This is a genomic window from Kurthia huakuii LAM0618 (assembly GCF_000505545.1).
GTDB lineage: Bacteria > Bacillota > Bacilli > Bacillales_A > Planococcaceae > Kurthia > Kurthia huakuii.
In genome coordinates, this window is record NZ_AYTB01000008.1 from 741,478 (window position 1) to 761,087 (window position 19,610).

General features: G+C 38.3%; 18 protein-coding genes and 1 other annotated feature. Of the genes, 9 read left to right on the top strand and 9 right to left on the bottom strand.

The genetic code is table 11. The features are described 5' to 3' along the window. Positions 1-54: 54 nt before the first annotated feature. Complete coding sequence (locus tag V514_RS0108035; RefSeq protein ID WP_029499467.1) at positions 55-1,755, bottom strand: septation ring formation regulator EzrA; 1,701 nt, start codon at positions 1,753-1,755, stop codon at positions 55-57. A 136-nt stretch (positions 1,756-1,891) separates the two neighbouring features. Between V514_RS0108035 and hisJ the strand changes: the two genes are divergently transcribed. The 3 genes from hisJ to rpsD all read left to right on the top strand — a co-directional run bounded on the left by hisJ (position 1,892) and on the right by rpsD (position 4,027). Then, positions 1,892-2,683, top strand: a complete 792-nt coding sequence (gene hisJ / locus V514_RS0108040) for a histidinol-phosphatase HisJ (protein ID WP_029499468.1) — start codon at positions 1,892-1,894, stop codon at positions 2,681-2,683. A gap of 14 nt (positions 2,684-2,697) precedes the next feature. Then, the gene (locus V514_RS0108045; protein ID WP_029499469.1) at positions 2,698-3,177 is read left to right on the top strand and encodes a GAF domain-containing protein; all 480 of its coding nucleotides are present in this window, start codon (positions 2,698-2,700) and stop codon (positions 3,175-3,177) included. A gap of 247 nt (positions 3,178-3,424) precedes the next feature. Beyond that, positions 3,425-4,027: a 30S ribosomal protein S4 gene (rpsD, locus tag V514_RS0108050; protein WP_029499470.1), complete on the top strand. Its 603-nt coding sequence runs from the start codon at positions 3,425-3,427 to the stop codon at positions 4,025-4,027. A 49-nt stretch (positions 4,028-4,076) separates the two neighbouring features. Here the strand turns inward: rpsD and V514_RS0108055 are convergent, their stop codons facing one another. Together V514_RS0108055 and V514_RS0108060 are read right to left on the bottom strand one after the other, a co-directional pair. Next, a complete protein-coding gene (locus V514_RS0108055) occupies positions 4,077-4,676 on the bottom strand; it encodes a YIP1 family protein (RefSeq protein WP_029499471.1) in 600 nt (199 codons plus the stop codon). Beyond that, complete coding sequence (locus V514_RS0108060) at positions 4,673-4,993, bottom strand: rhodanese-like domain-containing protein (RefSeq protein ID WP_029499472.1); 321 nt, start codon at positions 4,991-4,993, stop codon at positions 4,673-4,675. Before V514_RS0108060 ends, V514_RS0108055 begins: the two co-directional genes overlap by 4 nt. A gap of 70 nt (positions 4,994-5,063) precedes the next feature. On the opposite strand from V514_RS0108060, the gene V514_RS0108065 reads away from it, so the two are divergent. Beyond that, positions 5,064-5,312 (top strand): glutaredoxin family protein, encoded by a 249-nt coding sequence (locus V514_RS0108065; protein WP_029499473.1) that lies wholly within the window; start codon positions 5,064-5,066, stop codon positions 5,310-5,312. Positions 5,313-5,362: 50 nt separating this feature from the next. On the opposite strand, the gene tyrS is transcribed toward V514_RS0108065, so the two are convergent. Beyond that, a complete protein-coding gene (tyrS, locus tag V514_RS0108070; protein ID WP_029499474.1) occupies positions 5,363-6,631 on the bottom strand; it encodes a tyrosine--tRNA ligase in 1,269 nt (422 codons plus the stop codon). Positions 6,632-6,750: 119 nt separating this feature from the next. Next, positions 6,751-6,939 (bottom strand) — a binding site (T-box leader). Positions 6,940-7,252: 313 nt separating this feature from the next. Between tyrS and V514_RS18915 the strand changes: the two genes are divergently transcribed. From V514_RS18915 to V514_RS0108090, 4 genes are all read left to right on the top strand, one after another. Continuing rightward, positions 7,253-9,715, top strand: coding sequence for a transglycosylase domain-containing protein (locus V514_RS18915; protein ID WP_051392437.1), 2,463 nt, complete (start codon positions 7,253-7,255; stop codon positions 9,713-9,715). 200 nt (positions 9,716-9,915) lie between these two features. Next, positions 9,916-10,551 carry a GNAT family N-acetyltransferase gene (locus V514_RS0108080; RefSeq protein ID WP_029499475.1) on the top strand — a complete coding sequence of 212 codons (636 nt, stop codon included), beginning with the start codon at positions 9,916-9,918 and terminating at the stop codon, positions 10,549-10,551. A 16-nt stretch (positions 10,552-10,567) separates the two neighbouring features. After that, a complete protein-coding gene (locus tag V514_RS0108085) occupies positions 10,568-11,209 on the top strand; it encodes a CBS and ACT domain-containing protein (RefSeq protein WP_029499476.1) in 642 nt (213 codons plus the stop codon). Beyond that, a complete protein-coding gene (locus V514_RS0108090) occupies positions 11,185-12,366 on the top strand; it encodes an acetoin utilization protein AcuC (RefSeq protein WP_029499477.1) in 1,182 nt (393 codons plus the stop codon). The genes V514_RS0108085 and V514_RS0108090 overlap by 25 nt, the downstream gene beginning before the upstream one ends. Positions 12,367-12,401: 35 nt before the next feature. Here V514_RS0108090 and ccpA read toward each other — a convergent pair whose 3' ends face one another. Both ccpA and V514_RS0108100 read right to left on the bottom strand, forming a co-directional pair. Then, on the bottom strand, positions 12,402-13,400 hold the full coding sequence (ccpA, locus tag V514_RS0108095; RefSeq protein ID WP_029499478.1) for a catabolite control protein A: 999 nt from the start codon (positions 13,398-13,400) through the stop codon (positions 12,402-12,404). Between the two features lie 130 nt (positions 13,401-13,530). Next, positions 13,531-14,616, bottom strand: coding sequence for a bifunctional 3-deoxy-7-phosphoheptulonate synthase/chorismate mutase (locus V514_RS0108100; RefSeq protein WP_029499479.1), 1,086 nt, complete (start codon positions 14,614-14,616; stop codon positions 13,531-13,533). Between the two features lie 199 nt (positions 14,617-14,815). On the opposite strand from V514_RS0108100, the gene V514_RS0108105 reads away from it, so the two are divergent. Next, positions 14,816-16,966 carry a cell division protein FtsA gene (locus tag V514_RS0108105; protein WP_029499480.1) on the top strand — a complete coding sequence of 717 codons (2,151 nt, stop codon included), beginning with the start codon at positions 14,816-14,818 and terminating at the stop codon, positions 16,964-16,966. A gap of 46 nt (positions 16,967-17,012) precedes the next feature. On the opposite strand, the gene V514_RS0108110 is transcribed toward V514_RS0108105, so the two are convergent. From V514_RS0108110 to murC, 3 genes are all read right to left on the bottom strand, one after another. After that, positions 17,013-17,513 (bottom strand): YtxH domain-containing protein, encoded by a 501-nt coding sequence (locus tag V514_RS0108110; protein WP_029499481.1) that lies wholly within the window; start codon positions 17,511-17,513, stop codon positions 17,013-17,015. 20 nt (positions 17,514-17,533) lie between these two features. Continuing rightward, positions 17,534-18,013, bottom strand: coding sequence for a DUF948 domain-containing protein (locus V514_RS0108115; protein WP_029499482.1), 480 nt, complete (start codon positions 18,011-18,013; stop codon positions 17,534-17,536). A gap of 225 nt (positions 18,014-18,238) precedes the next feature. Continuing rightward, the gene (murC, locus tag V514_RS0108120) at positions 18,239-19,540 is read right to left on the bottom strand and encodes a UDP-N-acetylmuramate--L-alanine ligase (RefSeq protein WP_029499483.1); all 1,302 of its coding nucleotides are present in this window, start codon (positions 19,538-19,540) and stop codon (positions 18,239-18,241) included. Between the last annotated feature and the right edge of the window lie 70 nt (positions 19,541-19,610).

The following is a 19,610-nucleotide window of genomic DNA, read 5'->3' on the forward strand; positions in this document are numbered from 1 at the left end:
CTAATTAAAAAAAGGTGCGTCAGAAGTCCATTCTTCTCGCACACCTTTTAGCAATTATTTACTTAATACTTCATCAACTAACGCTTCCATTTTTTTCAGCGCGCCTGGTTCTGCTTTTTCGACTGCTTTTGCAATAATTTCAAGTGCTTTTGCATAACGCATATTGTTAAAAGCATCTTCTGCTTCCACTAAGCTATCATTCATGCCTGGTTTTGTTGTACGGTAACGATTCCCATATTGAATGAGTAATTCGACTAATTTAACATCTTCAATCGTACTATCCACTTGCTTCGTTGTTTCTGTAACAGCTAACTCTGCCGTTTTCACAGCTTCAAAAACATCTGGCATATCAAGTGGCACAGCCTTCAACTTTTGATCTGCAACAAACAATTGCTCATCTGCTTCAGATAGACGAGATTCAATGTCATCTGGAATACCAGGGATATTCGCCTTATGTAATCGACGCTCCGTATCACGCAATGCTGCTGTTAGTTTTTTCAACGTATCCGACGCATTATTTTCATCGATACGTAAATTTTTCAAACGGTCTGAAAATGCATCTTGCTCTTCAAAAATGCGCTCTGTATCATTTGAAATTTCTTTTAATTCGCCTTCTACCATCGTATATGCTGCCTGTTGTTCTTCTAATTCATGCACGATTGTTTCATAGCGTTGTTGTACCGTTATTAACTCTTGCTTACAATTTAATGGTGTAGCAATTTCATCATCATTTAAATGATAACCTTTTTGTACTTCTTCTGTTTCGCGAGCTGTTTCTAGTGTATACGATAAAACTTCATGCAGTCTTGTACCAACAGGTATGGCATGTTGATCCACATATTTTTTCGAATTATATTCCGCTTCTAATGCATCGAAATAATGTTCAATATCTTCACGAATTTCTTGCACACGAAGCTCTGCCGTACCAATATCTAACTCTGCGATTCTATCTTTTAATTCCATTAATTCCATCTCAGTTTCTCGAATCCATTCAAGAATCTCTAAATGATTAAGGAAAAATCCCGTTTCTTCCATTTCATTATGACCGAGACGCAATTCTTGTAAATCTGCAGGAATTTGTTTTTGAAGTTCTCTTAGTAACCCTGGGATTGTTGAAATCAACTTAAAGATTTCTTGCCCTTCGCGATTCAAATGCTCAACAATGTCACGTGCTTTTAAATAATCTCCCGCTTCAGTTAATTGATGATAATCTTCAAATTGTGGATTAAATAATTCTAGACGTTCTTCTAACGGACGTGCTGCTGGTCCAAATGAATATTGATGTGCTAACAATGTTTTTCGTGATGTTTTGTATTGCTCTTGTAGTTGTTCAATTTCAATACTGCTCTGTTTTTCGCTGTTTAATAAATGATCTAATTCTTCTAAAATTTGATCGATTATTTTGTCTGTTTCATGGATACTTGATTCAATTTCTTGCTCAGCAATCGTTGCTTTACCAAATTGGAAGCGATCGATATTTCCACGTAACCCATGTAATAAGTCGTCGATTTTAGGGAACTCTTGATCATTTAGATTTTCCCACTTGTTTTTCCAGCTCTCAAACATTTCTTCTGTTTGGCCATTCATATTCAAGCCTTTAACTTTTGCCAGCTCATCTTGCACTGGTTTTTTTTGTAACTCATCTTTGAGTGCTTGCAGTCGGCGCATCTCTGTCAGATGCTTGTTACGAAAAACAAAGATGACTGCTATAATTACGATTAGTACGATGATGATTGGAATAATATATTTGATCATCGTAAGTCCCCCTTGTCCTTGTACTATTTACTTTTCTTACTTTCATATTATGTTTAATAGTACCATGTTTTTATTACTTTTGTTTATCGATTTCTATACATTTTCATCATTTTTCCACTAAATTGGAGGGAATTCTATGAAACGAGATGGCCACATCCACTCACCGTACTGCCCACATGGCACAACGGACACATTAATTAGTTATATCGAAAAAGCAATCCACGAAGGATTCGATGATATTACGTTTACAGAACACGCACCTATTCCTGCGGGATTTGAAGATCCTACACCTGATCAAGATAGTTTTATGACAATAGAAGCTTTTCATCAATACGTTTCCGAAATTCAAAAGCTTCAAACAGTGTATGCGCATAAAATTCAAATCCGCTTAGGTGTAGAGCTAGATTACATAGTAGGTTTTGAACAACAAACAAGCGATTTCTTAAATGAATTTGGTCATTTGTTTGATGATGCGATTTTATCTGTTCATTTTTTAAATTATGCCGGGCGCTATACATGTATCGACTTTTCTGATGAAGTCTTTCAAGCATTTGCTGCTGAAGTAGGTTCTGTTGAAGAAGTTTATACTTTGTATTACGATACCGTTATTAAATCCATTAAAGCCGATTTAGGTCCCTTTAAGCCAAATCGCATTGGCCATCCTACACTTGTGCATAAATTTCAATTAGCACACGGGCAATCAATTGATGATGATGCACAAATTCGCCATGTTTTGAACATCATGCAAGAGTATGGCTATGAATTAGATGTTAACAGCGCAGGTCTTTCGAAAAAATATTGTCAAGAATCTTATCCCGCTGCCCCATACATTGCTTATGCAAAAGAACTTGGTTTACCGCTTGTCTTCGGGTCTGATGCGCACCAAGTTTGCGATTTACACAATTATTATACTGACATCATGGACTAACAGGAGGAATCACTATGTTTGAAAAAATGACATTTGCTGGCGATTTGCCGGCTCAATACACCTTACTATCAAAGCAGTTAGCAGCACTGCTAGATGGTGAAACAGATGACATAGCTATTTTAAGTAATGCATCGGCATTGCTTAATCAGTTTTTAGATGACGTCAATTGGTGTGGCTTCTATCTTTATAAAGAAGACGAATTATTGCTCGGTCCGTTCCAAGGTTTACCAGCTTGCGTACACATCGCAATCGGACGTGGCGTCTGCGGCACTGCTGCAAAGTCAATGGAAACACAGCTCGTAACAGATGTCCATTCATTCGCTGGTCATATTGCCTGTGATGCTGCAACAAATTCTGAAATCGTTGTGCCGCTTTCTAAAGACGGTGCCTTATATGGCGTACTAGATATTGATAGCCCGACAACTGGCCGCTTTACTAATACCGATAAAGAAGGCATTGAACTATTTGCGCGTACGCTTGAAAAATTCTTATAAGCGTTCTACAAGCTTTACGTTTTGTACTTGACTTTATACTACCTATTCCCGTACAATAGCATTTGTGTAAAATGAATGCAGCGGTTGTATGGTTTAGCTGTTCAGTTTGTTCCTCTGGCTTGCTAGATGGTGTATAAGTAATTCGTCGGCTGCATGAACGAACATACATGAAAGCAAAATGGCAGTTGTAACTAAATATAACTGATTTTTGTTTTATACCAAATAAAAATCATAGGAGGGACTATAAATGTCTCGTTATACAGGTCCATCTTGGAAACTATCTCGTCGTTTAGGAATTTCTTTAAGCGGTACTGGTAAAGAAATCGAAAAACGCCCATACGCTCCAGGTCAACACGGCCCTACTCAACGTAAAAAAATGTCTGAGTACGGTTTACAATTACAAGAAAAACAAAAATTACGCCACATGTACGGTATGACTGAACGTCAATTCAACAACGTATTCGTTAAAGCTGGCAAACAACAAGGTGTACACGGTGAAAACTTCATGATCTTACTTGAAACTCGCCTTGACAACTTAGTTTACCGTTTAGGTTTAGCTCGCACTCGTCGTGCAGCTCGCCAATTAGTAAACCACGGCCACGTAACAGTTGATGGTAAACGCGTTGATATTCCATCTTACAGCGTAGCACCAGGTCAAGTTATTTCTCTTCGTGAAAAATCTCTTAACCTTAGCGCTGTAACTGAAGCTATCGAAGTTAACGCATTCGTTCCTGAATACTTAACTTTCGACGCTGATAAAAAAGAAGGTACTTTCGTACGTTTACCAGAACGTTCAGAATTATCATCTGAAATCAACGAAGCATACATCGTAGAGTACTACTCTCGCTAGTAGCGTATTCAAAAAAGCAGATTGCCTTTTGGCAATCTGCTTTTTTTCATTATAATGCTGTTACACCAAGTAATATAAGAATGATTGTTACAATAAGAACAATAAAGAAAATAGCAAGAACTGCAAAAATAATCATAATAACCATCACACCGATTGAACGGCCAATTGATAATTTTTCTACTTCTGAAATGACGATTACTTCTAAAACAATGGTTACGATACCAATGACCATTAATAATAAGCCCATGAATACGACAAAGTAATCTAAATTAAATGTTGCTACCTTCGATAAAACCACATAAATTAAAGCAACAGGTGCAGCGATTACATACGGTAATAATGAGATATAATAACCTTTACGCATTTCTTTAAATGTTCCCGTTCCTTTGAAAAACCACTTAGCAATAAGATGTGTAAAGAACCCTGCAATAATAGCACCTAACCAAACACTCGGAATAGCTGCAATCACCGCTATTAATACTTGCGTCCATCCAATCTCAGATGTTTCGTCGTTAATGCCGCTGAAAACAATATTGCCAAACCCCGCTAAAAAGAGTACAAACCAATATTTTGAAAAACCATTTTCATTTACATAATGAACGGCCGCTCTAGGATTTTTCCAAGCTAACTTAAATAGCGCTAAATTCATTTATATTCCCCCACTTCTGGCAACTGCACAGTTCCTTGCCATGCCAACATACCATCGCTTAAATTCATCGTTTCAAAACCTATACTTTCCATATAAGTTGCGGCGTTGTAGCTTCGAACCCCTGCTTTACATACAAAAATATACGGTATACGTTCATCAAGTTCTGACAGACGATATGGTAGTTCTCCAAGCGATATATGAATGGCTCCTGAAATCATTCCTTGAGCCACTTCAAAGTCTTCTCTTACATCGACGATATGCAAAGGTTGCCCTGTTTCTAGAAGTTTTTGTACTTCTGCTGCTGTAATATTTTTCATAATGCGCCTCCCTTGAGAATACTAAAAATATTCGCTATAGTTAGCTTAACACGAAAGGATGCGTGATGTAATGAAAGCAACCGTTTATTCAACACCAAATTGCGGTTATTGTACATTAATGAAAAACTTTTTAGATGAACAACAAATCCCATATGATACTGTATTAATCGATAGTCCCGAAGTTTCTCAATATTTAATGGACCAAACAGGTCGTTTAGGTGCACCACAAACAAATTTAAATGGTCATTGGATTTTAGGTTATGACCCAAATCAAGCAACAAAAATCATCGAGTTTTTACAACAATCTACAGAAAACTAAAAAGAGTTTCTCACTATTTTTCAATAGCGAGAAACTCTTTTCATTTTCCATTATGCAAATTTCACCATGAAGTATTTTTTCTTACCACGACGAATAATTGTGAAAGCATCTTCTAAACGATCTTTCGCATCGATTGTGTATTCTAATTCTTTCACTTTTTCACCATTCACAGAAATCGCACCATTTGTTACGTCTTCACGCGCTTGTCGTTTTGATGAAGAAATTTTCGCTTCTACTAATAAGTCGACAATGTTTGCATCTTCTTTTGCTACTTCTACTGAAGGAACACCTGAGAATGCTACTTTCATTTCCTCTACTGATAACGCTTTTAAATCTCCTGAGAATAATGCAGCTGTAATTTTAAGCGCTTGCTCTAAGCCTTCTTCGCCATGAATTAATTTTGTCATCTCAGTCGCTAATGTTTTTTGCGCTTCACGTAAATGTGCTTCTGTTGCTACTTTTTCTTCTAAATTTTCAATTGTTTCACGAGATAAGAATGTAAAGATTTTTAAGTATTTCACAACGTCTGCATCTGCAGTGTTTAACCAGAATTGGTAAAATTCATATGGCGATGTTTTTTCCGCATCTAGCCAAATCGCACCACCAGCTGTTTTACCAAATTTAGTACCGTCTGATTTTGTTACTAATGGAATTGTAAAACCAAATGCTTTTGCTTCTTCATCATGTGTTTTGCGGATAACTTCAAGACCTGTTGTAATATTCCCCCATTGGTCTGAACCGCCAACTTGAATACGTACGTTGTGGTTATCGTATAGGTGATTAAAGTCCATACCTTGAATTAATGTGTATGCAAATTCAGTAAATGATAAACCTGACTCTAAACGTGAAGAAATTGTATCTTTACTAAGCATGTAGTTGATATTGATTAGTTTACCAAAATCGCGTAAAAATTCGATTGTTGTCATCTTGCCAAACCAATCGTAGTTGTTTACAAGTTGCGCACCATTTGCGTCATTGTTGAAATCGAAAATACGACCAAGTTGACCTTTAATACAATTTACATTGTATTCGATTTGTTCTGACGTTAAGAGGTTACGCTCTGTTGAACGACCAGATGGATCTCCAATCATACCCGTAGCTCCACCAACTAACAAAATTGGTTGGTGACCAGCTTGTTGGAAGCGACGTAATGTTAACATTGGTACGATATGACCGATGTGCATTGAATCAGCAGTAGGGTCAACACCTACATATAGCGATACTTTTTCGTCAGTTAATAATTTTGCCATCCCTTCCGCATCTGTTTGTTGGTACAATAGGCCGCGCCATTGTAAGTCTTCAATTAAAGCGTTTGTCATTGTTATTCCTCCTAAAATATACTGGGAACAAAACTGTTAATAAGTCGTCCCTCTTATATGATGTATCATCCATATATAAATAAAAACGTCCCTGCCATCAATAAAATTGATGCAGGGACGTTAGGGACGTATAACGCGGTACCACCCGGCTTGGAGATAAAAATCTCCCGCTTCTTTCCGCTTTATCGCAGCGCACACGTCTCCCTCAGAATGTGTAATTCATCAATGTACTATGACTAACTTTCACCAACCGTTAGCTCTCTATACAGGGAATTCATTGATTACTCCGCATTCATCGCCGTTCGAATCATATATAGGCTATTATCACTGTTCCGAAATCAATTGTCAATAAAAGAACTCGAATATGATATAATAGACGAGATTTTAGTGGAAGAAAACACTAATCTTTGCCATTTATTTATCAGTGGCATATTCATAACATATTAGGGTAAGATGTAGTGTATGAATCAACTATTGATACATAAATACATTTTGACAACAACATTCAAAACTAAATTAGCCGTTGCACTAATGTAGTCCCTTAATTTAGAACATAAAGGAGGAAGGCGTTCAGAAAGTAGCAACATCACGCCTTGGTGAGCTTTTTGCAACGTCATGTGAGTGAATAAAATCAAACAATGGGTTGACCAATTTGATGCACGTATCGATGAATTATCGAATAAGCCTTGGATGAAGTATTTCCGTATTACAACCAGTGTAATGCGAAATCTACTTATGCTATTCGCTCTTATCATTGCACTTGGCATCGTATTCGTCGGGTCGATTGGTGCAGGCTATTTTGCGTCACTCGTAAAAGAAGAACCTCTTGTTTCAAAACAAGAGATGGTTTCTACCGTTCACAATTATGAAGAAACGAGTAAGCTGTACTTTGCAGGCAATCGATACCTAGGAAAAATGCGTACGGATTTAGAGCGTACAGAGATTACATTAAATAAAGTATCGCCAGACTTAATCAATGCCGTAATTGCAACCGAAGATGAAAACTTCTATGAGCATAATGGTATCGTGCCAAAATCTGTCTTGAGAGGTCTTTTCCAAGATATCTCAAATGCAGATTCTCAAACAGGCGGTTCGACATTAACACAACAATTAATTAAAAACCAAATCTTAACGAATGAAGTTTCATACGAGCGTAAAGCGAAGGAATTATTACTTGCGATGCGCCTAGAACACTTTATGACAAAAGATGAAATTTTAGAGGCTTACTTAAATGTCATTCCTTACGGTCGTAACTCTACCGGGACAAATATCGCCGGTGTTGAAACAGCCGCTGAAGGTATTTTTAATGTGAAAGCAAAAGATTTAAACTTAGCGCAAGCTGCTTACATTGCAGGTATTCCACAATCACCATATGCGTATACACCTTATACGCAAACGGGTTCTCTAAAAGACGAAGAACAATTGCAAATTGGTATTAACCGTATGAAAACGGTATTATACCGCATGCATGAAACAGATAAAATCACGACAAAACAATACAAAAAAGCATTAAAGTATAATATTAAAAAAGATTTCCGCGAGCGTGAACCACGTGCAACGGAAAAATATCCTTATGTAACGACTGAAATTGAAAAACGTGCAACGGAAGAAATGGCTAAAATCCTTGCAAAAAAAGATGGCATCGATGCAAGCCGTATTGATGAAGAAGCGCGTTTACGTGAAAAATATGAAATTTTAGCTGATCGCGAATTACGTACAAAAGGGTATAAAATCTATTCAACTGTCGATAAAAAAATGTACGATGCAATGAATAATGTCAAAAATAACTTTTCAAGCTACGGGACAACATTATCGACACAAGCTACCGACAAAGAAACAGGTGAAACAAAAACGATTGAAGCACCAGTACAAGTTGGTGCGATGGCAATCGAAAACACGACAGGTAAAATCAAAAGCTTTATTGGCGGACGTGATTATGATTTAGAAAACTTAAATCACGCTACATCATCAAAACGTCAACCAGGTTCGACAATCAAACCATTACTTGTCTATGGTCCTGCAATTGAGCAAGGCATCATCAGTGCAGGTAGTGCTCTACCAGACGTAGAAGTAACATCACATGGTTGGTCTGCAGCAAAACCACTTGAAAACTATGGTGGCGCTACACCAAAAGGTATTGTTTCTGCGCGTTACGCCTTAAAAAATTCATTAAACTTACCAGCTGTACGTTTATATGGCCTTAATTTCGCGAACAAGCCAATGAACTACTTAGATAAAATGGGCTTTGAATATATTACCGAAACAGACCGTTCAATTTATTCTGCGGCACTAGGCGGCTTGCAAGTAGGTTCAACAGTTGAAGAAAATACAAATGCCTTTGCAACATTTGCAAATGGCGGTAAATTTGTCGATGCCTATATGATTACAAAAATCGTCGATAAAGATGGCAAAACTGTTTACAAGCATAAATCAAAACCGAAAAAAGTGTTCTCACAAGCAACATCTTATATCGTTAATGATATGTTACGTGATGTTTTAAGCTCAGGTACTGGTAGAAAAGCAAATGGTACATTAAAATTCAATGCCGACTTTGCAGCAAAAACTGGTACAACACAAAACTATAATGATGTGTGGTTTATGGGTTATAACAAAGATATTTCGCTAGGTGTTTGGTTAGGCTATGATATGCCAAAAACATTAGATTATGGTTCAAATTACTACGGCAAACCTTCCGAGCGCGCAAACCGCTTATGGGGCCAGTTAATGAACTCAATCTATGATACAAATCCAAATTTAGCAACCGCTAATGGTGAATATTTCAACCGTCCTTCGGATGTTGTTACACGCTCAACTTGTTCAATTCAAGGCTTTAGCTGCTCAAGCGACCTTGTAAATGCAAACCTATCATTACCTACTTACTCACCAACAAGTATTTTACAACCATTTGGTGGTAATCCAGATGCTTTAAATGGTGCGAAAAAAGAAGACACCAAAAAAACGAATCCTAATGATTCAACAAATCCTTCTGGTTCAACGGATGCGACAACTTCTGAAACGTCGTCATCAGACAGCTCTTCTACACCACCAACTGGAACGCCAACACAAACAGACAATGGTTTTTAGTTTCTAATTTTTAAAAAGGGAGGAATTACGATTTCACGTAGTTCTTCCCTTTTTTGTATTCCATACAGTTTATTGTCTAGAATTTCATCATTCAGTCAATAATTTCTCGTTAAAGCACATATTTTTTATTTCACATTATTTTTTTCTAAAATATTCCTGTATAATATGTGGAAAGGAATATGTATGAAGGAGGAAATCGCGTGGAACATATTAAAACCTTTACTTCACAATCTTTAGAGAGTGGGCTAGGTACATTAATTTTAGAAGGGCCTATGTCTTATGAAGATTTAGAGGGCATGTCGCTACACCATGGCCTAAAAGCATTTCGCCCTGCAGAACAACAATTCAAAGCATTGTTAAACATTGCTCAAATGCCAGAAGGCCGCATTATTGTAGCACGACTTGATAATTTAATCGTTGGGTATGTCACTATTTTATATCCAGATCCTTTAGAGCGCTGGTCAGAAGCAAAGATGGACGATTTGATTGAACTCGGCGCTATTGAAGTCATTGCTGAATGTCGTGGTTCCGGTGTTGGAAAAGCACTTGTGCGTTTAAGTATGAGTGATGATGCACTCGAAGATTTTATCGTTATTACAACAGAATATTATTGGCACTGGGATTTAAAAAGTACAGGGTTAAGCGTCTGGGATTATCGTAAAATGATGGAAAAAATGATGAATACAGGTGGCTTAATCGAATACACAACGGATGATCCTGAAATTACTGCTCATCCCGCCAATTGCTTAATGGCTCGCATTGGCAATCGTGTCCCTCAAGAAAGCATTGAAGCTTTTGACCGCATTCGCTTTTACAATCGTTATCGCACTTCATAATTAAGGAGGCTGTTTTATGCTTGTAGAAAATTTAATGATTCAGAAAGTATATACACTAAAACCTACGCAAACGTTATTTGACGCTGAAGAATTGATGCGCTCACGCCGCATTCGACATATTCCAATTGTCGATGATAAAAATCACTTGGTTGGCCTTATTACCGAACAAGATTTAAAACGTGCTATGCCATCTTCCCTTTTAACGACCGAACGTAATTCATTAAATAATCGTCGCGTTGAAGAATTTATGATAACAGACGTGCTCATTGGACATCCGTTAGACTTTGTCGAAGAAACCGCATTATTATTTTTCGAAGAACGCATTGGTTGTTTACCTATTGTCTCGCAAGGTGAACTCGTTGGCATTTTGACTGATACTGATATTTTATTTAATTATATTGAATTAACCGGCGCGCATAAACCAAGCTCACAAATTGAGTTGCGCACAGATGACCGAATCGGCATATTGAGTCGCGTTACGACCATTTGCGCAGAACATCGTGCAAGTATTATTAGCTTACTTGTTTATCCAGATACAACGAATCCCGCTAAAAAAATTATTTCAATTCGCGTAAAAAGCATTAGTCCTCAACCGATTATTGATGATATGCGCAAGGAAGGGTTTGAATTATTATGGCCAAATTTACCGAGCATGTAGCACCTAAGAATGCTGTTTTCGTTTATTCACCATCTCAGTTAACGTATAAATTTTCAGATGAGCATCCATTCAATCAAAAGCGTCTTGAATTAACAATGGACCTCTTAACGCAAATTGGTGCACTATGCGATAACCAAATCGTTCCTCCACGTCAGGTGACTGATGACGAGCTATTGTTGATGCTAGATGCTGACTACATAGACATTGTAAAGCGTGCAGGTCATGGGTATATAACAAATGCCGAGGGTGAACCTTTTGGAATTGGTACAGAGGATACGCCGATTTTTCCGAATATGCATGAAGCGAGTGCTGGCATTGTTGCTGCCACATTAACTGCCTGCGATTATGTTATGGAAGGTAAGGCGCAACATGCTGTCAATTTAAGTGGTGGGCTTCATCATGGCTTCAAAAATAAAGCTTCTGGCTTTTGTATTTACAATGATAGCTCAATTGCTATTCGCTATATGCAAAAAAAATATGGTGCACGTGTACTCTATGTAGATACCGATGCTCATCATGGCGATGGCGTACAATTTAGCTTTTATGATGATCCTGATGCATGCACATTTTCAATTCATGAAACAGGACGTTACCTTTTCCCTGGCACAGGTTCGATTACAGAGCGCGGTACCGGAGAGGCGTATGGTACATCGTTTAATATTCCTATCGATGCTTTCACAGAGGATGACTCATTCTTAACGTGTTATCGAGAAGCGATGGAAGAAATTGTCGCAGATTTTAAACCTGACATTATTTTAACGCAAAACGGTGCTGACGCTCACCACTTTGATCCTCTAACGCACTTATCGTGTACAATGAAGATTTATCAGGAAATCCCACGTATCGCGCATGAACTCGCTCACAAGTACTGTAATGGCCGTTGGGTTGCTGTTGGTGGTGGTGGTTATGATATTTGGCGCGTTGTACCACGAGCTTGGTCGTATGTATGGACAGAAATGAGCGATTTCGAGCAACCACATGGACCGCTACCTGACACATGGCTTACAACATGGCAATCCGAGTCCCCTGTCACACTAATCCCTACATGGGACGATCCTTCGCCGCTATTTGAGGAGATTCCGCGCCGTGCAGAAATTACAGAAAAAAATGCACAAACATTAGAAAAAGCGCTTTATACATTGCGCCATAAAATATAAAAAAGAGGAAGCCCTTAGGAGCCTCCTCTTTTTTATTATCGTGTCGAATTACGTGTTTCCATACGATGTGGTAAAATAACTTGTTTATCTTCAATATCTTCTTTATTCATAATTTTTGTTAATAAACGCATTGAGACAGCGCCAATATCATATAACGGTAATACCACACTTGAAAGCTGTGGACGCACCATGCGCGCTAATTTTGAATTCTCGAAGCTACATACTTCGATGTTTGTTGGCACTTCTTTCTCATCATCTTGTGCTGCATGAATAACGCCAATTGCAGGTTCATCGCTACCAACAAAATAAGCTGTAGCTGGTTGCGCTAATTTTGAGACATGGTTATAAACTTTCATCCCCTGGTCATATGTTAAAACATCATCGAAAATAAGTGCTTCATCAATTGGAATACTAGCTTCCTCTAACGCTTTTACATAGCCTTGGTACTTATATTTTTTATTAATCGTTGCGTTAAATGAACCAGAAATAAATGCGATACGCTCGTTGCCGCTATCAATTAATTGTTTTACCGCTTCATAAGTTGCCTCCGTATAATCGATATTAACGGCTGGTAAATGATTCGATTCATCAATTGAACCAGCTAAAACAATCGGTACAGGAGAATGGCTCATTTTATCAGCTAATGGCCCCGTTACACGCTCTGTCATCATAACGACACCATCTACTTGCTTGCCATACATATTATCAAGTAATGTTAACTCTTTTTCCTCACTTAAATCTGAGTTCGATAAAATAATATTATAGCGATACATTGTCGCAACATCTTCAATGCCACGCGCTAACTCCGCATAAAAAATATTTGAGATATCAGGTATGATGACCCCAACAGTCGTGGTTTTCTTACTTGCTAATCCTCGCGCTACAGCATTTGGACGATATTCTAAACGTTCAATCACTTCCAATACCTTTTTACGCGTAGATGGTTTGACGTTTGGATTGCCGTTGACAACACGAGATACGGTCGCCATCGATACATTTGCCTCACGTGCTACATCATAAATAGTTACGGTCACAATAATGACCCTCCTTTTAACTTATATACCTTAATAATAAACTATTATGAAAGCGGTTTTCAATAAAAGAGCAAGAAAAGAAAAGTGACGATTCATCGAAATGAACCGCCACTCTTCAAATAGTCATTTATTATGCTTTTAATTCGTATTGTTTCATGAACACTTGTAGTGCGTCATAGAATTTATCGAATGTTGGAATGTCCATTTGTTGTTGTGAATCAGAAAGTGCCACTGCTGGATCTGGATGCACTTCTGCCATCACACCATCTGCGCCAATTGCGATTGCTGCTTTTGCACATGGTAATAATAAATCACGACGACCTGTAGAGTGAACAACGTCTACGAATACAGGTAAGTGCGTTTCTTGTTTAAGAATCGGCACAGCTGAAATATCAAGCGTGTTACGCGTTGCCTTTTCGTATGTGCGGATACCACGTTCGCAAAGGATAATTTGATCATTACCTTTTGACATGATGTATTCAGCAGCATGGATAAATTCATCAATTGTAGCAGCTAAACCACGTTTTAATAATACCGGTTTATTTGTTTCACCAGCTGCTTTTAATAGCTCAAAGTTTTGCATGTTACGTGCACCAATTTGGATAACATCAACGTAATCTAATGCTTCATCTAAATGAGATGGTGTAACGATTTCAGAGATGATGCCTAATCCATGTTTTTGGCCAACCTCTTTTAAGATTTTTAAGCCTTCAAGACCTAAACCTTGGAAATCATATGGTGACGTACGTGGTTTGTACGCGCCGCCACGCATTAATTTTAACCCTTTACCCGCAACAGCAGCCGCAACAGCTTCTGTTTGCTCGTAAGATTCTACTGCACAAGGACCAAATACGAATGATGGTAGTCCTTCACCAATCGGTTCGCCGTTAACTGTAACAATTGTATCTTCCGGCTTACTTTTACGTGATACTAATAATTTTTTCTTTTGATTGTTTTCTTGTAACTTTAATGCTGTTTTGAAAATCTCTTTGAACAAGTGGTTGACTGTTCCTTGTGAAAGTGGGCCCTTGTTATGTTCTTTAATAAGATCTAACATGTGGCGTTCGCGTAAAGGATCAAATCGGTTGACACCTTGCTTCTCTTTTACCTGACCAATTTCTTCTACTACCTCTGCACGTTCATTGATTAAACGTAAAATTTCAAGGTTTAGTTCATCTACGCGATCGCGTAGGTTGTCTAAATTCTGATGACTCATAACCGTTTTCCCCCTTCTTCCACATATCAGATACTTTCAGCAAACTGAAATGTGTGTTACATTTTTAGATATTATAGACAGTATAATCAATTCATTTGAAAATGTCACGTATTATTTCTTTAACGCTTCAACGCAAAAAAGCATTGTTGTTGAAAAATAAGAAATTTTCTGAATATTAGAGAGGATGTCTGCGTAAACGATGAAAAAAATTTTCGCATTAGACATCGGCACACGTTCTGTTGTCGGTGTTATTTTAGAAAAAACGGATGCTTCTCACTACGCCGTTGCCGATTTATTAATTGAAGAACATAAAGAACGTGCGATGGTCGATGGTCAAATACATAATGTTTTGCGCGTAGCTGAAGTTATTCAACATATTAAAGCAAAATTAGAAGAAAGTCACGGATCATTAACTCACGTTAGTGTCGCAGCAGCTGGGCGTTCATTAAAAACCGAGTTAGGCAATGCTGTGCTCAACATAAAAAAACGTGCAGCTTTAACAGAAGAAGACATTCATCGACTCGAGCTTGCAGCTGTTCAAAATGCACAGGAGCAACTTGTCTATCATCAAGATGGCAAAAAAGCATCTCATTATTATTGCGTTGGTTATTCGGTTCTCCATTATTATATTGATGATCAGGAAATCGGTAGCTTAATCGACCAACAAGGCGAAGAAGTGAAAATTGACGTTATTGCTACATTTTTACCACGCGTCGTTGTTGAATCATTAATCGCTTCGCTAAAACGTGCCAATCTAGCACTCGATGGCCTCACGCTTGAACCGATTGCGGCAATCAATGCGCTTATTCCCGCTACTATGCGCCGTTTGAATGTGGCGCTTGTAGATATTGGTGCTGGTACATCGGACATTGCGATTACCGACAACAGTACGGTCGTCGCTTACGGTATGGTCCCAACTGCTGGCGATGAAATTACCGAAGCGCTCTGCGACCATTACTTACTCGATTTCCCTGTCGCTGAAAAAATCAAGCGCGAGCTTCTGACTAATGATGTTGTAACAATTGCTGATATTTTAGGATTTGAACAACAAATTGCGTGTGAAGAAGCAATTGAACAACTCAAACCGGCGATGCAACATCTCGCACAAAGTATTTCTGATGAAATTTTACGTTTAAATAGCAATAACGCGCCGAAAGCGGTCCTTTTAGTCGGTGGTGGCTCACTTACACCATTATTAGAACAAGAGCTTGCAGAACGCTTAGATCTACCGTTAAATCGTGTGGCTGTTCGAGGCATCGATGCGATTCCATCATTGGAAAAAGAACATAACCTACCGCGCTCGCCTGAACTTGTCACGCCAATCGGCATTGCCATTGCCGCTGAGCATTCCCCTATTAAATATGTCACGATGACCGTTAATGGACAAACTGTACGTTTATTTGAAGTAAAAGAAATGACCGTTGCTGATGCGCTATTAGCAGCAAACGTCCAAGCAAAAAAATTGTATGGTAAACCAGGGCTTGGCTTAACAGTATCCGTTAATGGGCAACAAATTTTAATTCCTGGAGAATTGGGTAGCCCAACAACGATTTTAGTTAATGGTGTTGAAGCCTCTATGAAACATCCGATTCATGATGGGGATGTACTCGAACTACGCGAAGGGAAAAATGGTGCACAAGGTCAAGCGTTATTAGGCGAATTAATTGAACCGATTGCGCCATTAACAATTACTGCATTTGAAGAAGTGTATGACTTGTCTTCTACCATTTACGTAAATGATATACCAATGACCGATTTACACTATCTTGTACAAGATGGCGATCGTATTACGTGTACGCCATTACAAACAATTGAACATGTACTACAAGCTATCGATCAAGAGGACGTACTGATGCAAGTACAACCATTTAACTTAGCCGTTGATCATCAATCGATTGTTTTCCCGGCATTATCCGATGAATTGCTCTTAAACGGTGTAACAGCAAAAAAACAATACCCCGTGCAACAGGGAGATGTCTTAACGTTAAAACCACATACTAATCCAACTGTTGATTTTGTTGCACAGCATTTACATATGTCTTTAAGTAGTACGATTCATGTAACATTCCAAGGCGAAGCTGTCATCCTTTCGAAGCCCACTGTCGATGTCCTCGTCAATCGCCAACCTGCTACCGCAAAAACCATTTTGACATCTGGTGATAGCGTGCAATTTGTCGCACTCGACCAGAGCGCTTGGCAATACAATGACATTTTCCGCTTTTCCGATTGGCAATTACCTACCGCATTCAAAGGCACATTCCACATTTTACGCAATGGGGAAGCCGTAAATTTTGATGCACCTATTTTTGGTGGAGATACATTGACGATTGAATTAATCCCTACAACATAATGCACATTAAAAAAAGCCTCCGCATAACGCGAGAGGCTTTTTTATACTATTCTTTTGGAGGTAGTGGCGCTTCAGGATTCGTAAATACGCTCTCCTCAAATGCTTTTTCCTCATTTTCTACTTCTGTTACTGTACGATTTAAAATATCTTCAATTGGTTCTTCACCTTCTGAAGAAGCTGTTCCATCGTCTAGTGGTGGTGTAGCTTGTGATTTCAGCGATTTTGCCTTATCAACTACTTTAGCAGACTGCTCTTGTACTTTTTGAGAAAGGTCTGTTGCTTTCTCTTTTACAGTCGTTGAGTAGCTTGCACTTTTCGTTTTTAGCGTGTTCGCTTGCGTCGATACATCGTGTCGTAATTCTTTACCGGCTTTTGGTGCTAACAGTAATGCGGCAGCAGCGCCAAGAATACCACCTACTAAGGCGCCAATAACAAAATCTTTTCCATTTACACTACTAGAATCTTCATAAAGTTCTGCCGTATTTGCATACGGTTGTGGTAAGTATTGATTTTTCACTTCATTGTAATTCGGCTTTTCTGCTGTCATGCTGTGCATCCCCCTTAAAATTACTTACGTTTAAATAATGGTTTTTTCGATTTTGTAGCTGTTGATTGTTCATCCACTACAACGTTCGCTTGCTTGTCTTCTTTTAATTTTGAGCGAATACCCATTAATGCGCTGCTCCATTGCACAACTTGACCAATTTGGTCGCTGTTTTTCGCAACGTTATTTTCGATAGAAGAGGTAACGGCTTGTACAGTACTATTTAAACCTTGTACTGAATCGCCAAAGCCTTTAACCGCACCAACTAAAGAATTTAATTGTTGAGATTTCCCTTGTACATCCTCTGCTAGCGAGTTTGTTTTTTCTAATAATAAAGTTGTTTCTCTTGTGATTCCTTGCATTTGTCCCTCGATGCCTTCCATCGTTTTAGAAATGCTTTTCAACGTTGGATTGAGTGCTTTTAATGTCATTGCTAATGAAATACAAAGAACGAGCACGGCAACAGCAAAGATGAATGCTGCAATGTATAAAATAATAATCACAAAAATCCCTCCTCTGTCTTAACATATTTTCCCACAAATAAATGGAGAATAAACCTTTACTCTTACCATTCTACAAACAAAATGGATTTCCTGCCACTAAAATTAGTATTGTGCGAAAACGCTTTTTCAAAAACATTCGCATCAAACAGTAAAAAAAGACGTTGTTTAGATTATTGCCGAAAATAAAATGGAGCAAACCAACTCGTTTGCTCCATTAAATAAAAATTATTTTTGTAAAAGTTCTTCAAATGCTTTTTGATATTTATTAATATCACCAGCACCCATAAATAAGAACACTGCTTTTTCATGCTTTGCAAGTTCTTCGATATTATTCATATCAAGTACATGATGATCTTTTACTAAATCTGCAAGATCATTAATCGTTAAGTTCCCTGCGTTTTCACGCGCCGAACCAAAGATGTCACATAAGTATACGCAGTCTGCAAGATTTAACGCGTCCGCAAATTCTTTTAAGAATGCTTGTGTACGCGAGAAGGTATGTGGTTGGAATACCGCTAACAATTCACGATCTGGATACTTTTGACGTGCTGATTGAATCGTTGCTTTAATTTCGGTTGGGTGATGCGCATAGTCATCAACTAATACTTGGTCGCCAACTTTTGTTTCTGTGAAGCGACGTTTCACACCTTCATATGTGTGTAAGCGTGCTTGAACTGTATCTGTTGGAATGTCTTCGTAATGGCATAATGAAATAACGGCTAATGTATTTAATACATGGTGGTCGCCGAACATTGGAATCGTAAATGTGCTATAAAATTCATTGCGTACAAATACATCAAATGTTGTACCTTCTGTTGACTTTTGAACGTTGCGTGCTTCAAAATCATTGTCTGCACCAAAACCGTAATAAATCACTGGTACGTTCGCTTGAATGCGTTGAAGATTTTTATCATCGCCCCATGCAATAATTGCTTTCTTAACTTGGCGCGCCATTTGTTGGAACGCTGAAAAGACGTCTTCAATATCTGAATAGTAATCTGGATGATCAAAATCGATATTAGTCATTACTGCATAATCTGGGTGATATGCAAGGAAATGACGGCGGTATTCACATGCTTCCATCACAAAGTTTTGAGCATCTGCTGCACCGCCACCTGTACCGTCACCAATTAAATAGGATGTTGGTTGGTCGCCTGCAAGCACATGAGCCATTAACCCCGTTGTTGAAGTTTTACCGTGTGCACCTGTAATCGCTACAGAAGTGTATTTTTCTAAGTATTCGCCTAAGAATTTATGATAACGTACAACTTCAACGCCCATTTCTCGTGCACGCACAAGCTCAGGGTGTTCGTCTGGAAATGCATTCCCAGCGATAACGGTCATACCATTTTTAATATTGTCTGCATCAAACGGTAAAATAGTAATACCGCGTGCGCGTAATGGATCTTCTGTAAAAAAATGTTTGTCGATATCTGAACCTTGAACTTGTTCACCAGAATCAAATAAAATTTGTGCTAATGAACTCATGCCTGATCCTTTAATACCTGTAAAGTGATAAAATGTCATATTTGATTGAAACCTCCCGGAAAAGTTTCCTTTCCCTTCAATTAATGAACTGCTGACCTACTATCAGGTC

Excerpts from the sequence above, each read along its gene's own strand:
- V514_RS0108035 (WP_029499467.1), bottom strand. The coding sequence starts at position 1,755 with ATGATCAAATATATTATTCCAATCATCATCGTACTAATCGTAATTATA.
- hisJ (WP_029499468.1), top strand. The coding sequence starts at position 1,892 with ATGAAACGAGATGGCCACATCCACTCACCGTACTGCCCACATGGCACA.
- V514_RS0108045 (WP_029499469.1), top strand. The coding sequence starts at position 2,698 with ATGTTTGAAAAAATGACATTTGCTGGCGATTTGCCGGCTCAATACACC.
- rpsD (WP_029499470.1), top strand. The coding sequence starts at position 3,425 with ATGTCTCGTTATACAGGTCCATCTTGGAAACTATCTCGTCGTTTAGGA.
- V514_RS0108055 (WP_029499471.1), bottom strand. The coding sequence starts at position 4,676 with ATGAATTTAGCGCTATTTAAGTTAGCTTGGAAAAATCCTAGAGCGGCC.
- V514_RS0108060 (WP_029499472.1), bottom strand. The coding sequence starts at position 4,993 with ATGAAAAATATTACAGCAGCAGAAGTACAAAAACTTCTAGAAACAGGG.
- V514_RS0108065 (WP_029499473.1), top strand. The coding sequence starts at position 5,064 with ATGAAAGCAACCGTTTATTCAACACCAAATTGCGGTTATTGTACATTA.
- tyrS (WP_029499474.1), bottom strand. The coding sequence starts at position 6,631 with ATGACAAACGCTTTAATTGAAGACTTACAATGGCGCGGCCTATTGTAC.
- V514_RS0108085 (WP_029499476.1), top strand. The coding sequence starts at position 10,568 with ATGCTTGTAGAAAATTTAATGATTCAGAAAGTATATACACTAAAACCT.
- V514_RS0108090 (WP_029499477.1), top strand. The coding sequence starts at position 11,185 with ATGGCCAAATTTACCGAGCATGTAGCACCTAAGAATGCTGTTTTCGTT.
- V514_RS0108100 (WP_029499479.1), bottom strand. The coding sequence starts at position 14,616 with ATGAGTCATCAGAATTTAGACAACCTACGCGATCGCGTAGATGAACTA.
- V514_RS0108105 (WP_029499480.1), top strand. The coding sequence starts at position 14,816 with ATGAAAAAAATTTTCGCATTAGACATCGGCACACGTTCTGTTGTCGGT.
- V514_RS0108110 (WP_029499481.1), bottom strand. The coding sequence starts at position 17,513 with ATGACAGCAGAAAAGCCGAATTACAATGAAGTGAAAAATCAATACTTA.
- murC (WP_029499483.1), bottom strand. The coding sequence starts at position 19,540 with ATGACATTTTATCACTTTACAGGTATTAAAGGATCAGGCATGAGTTCA.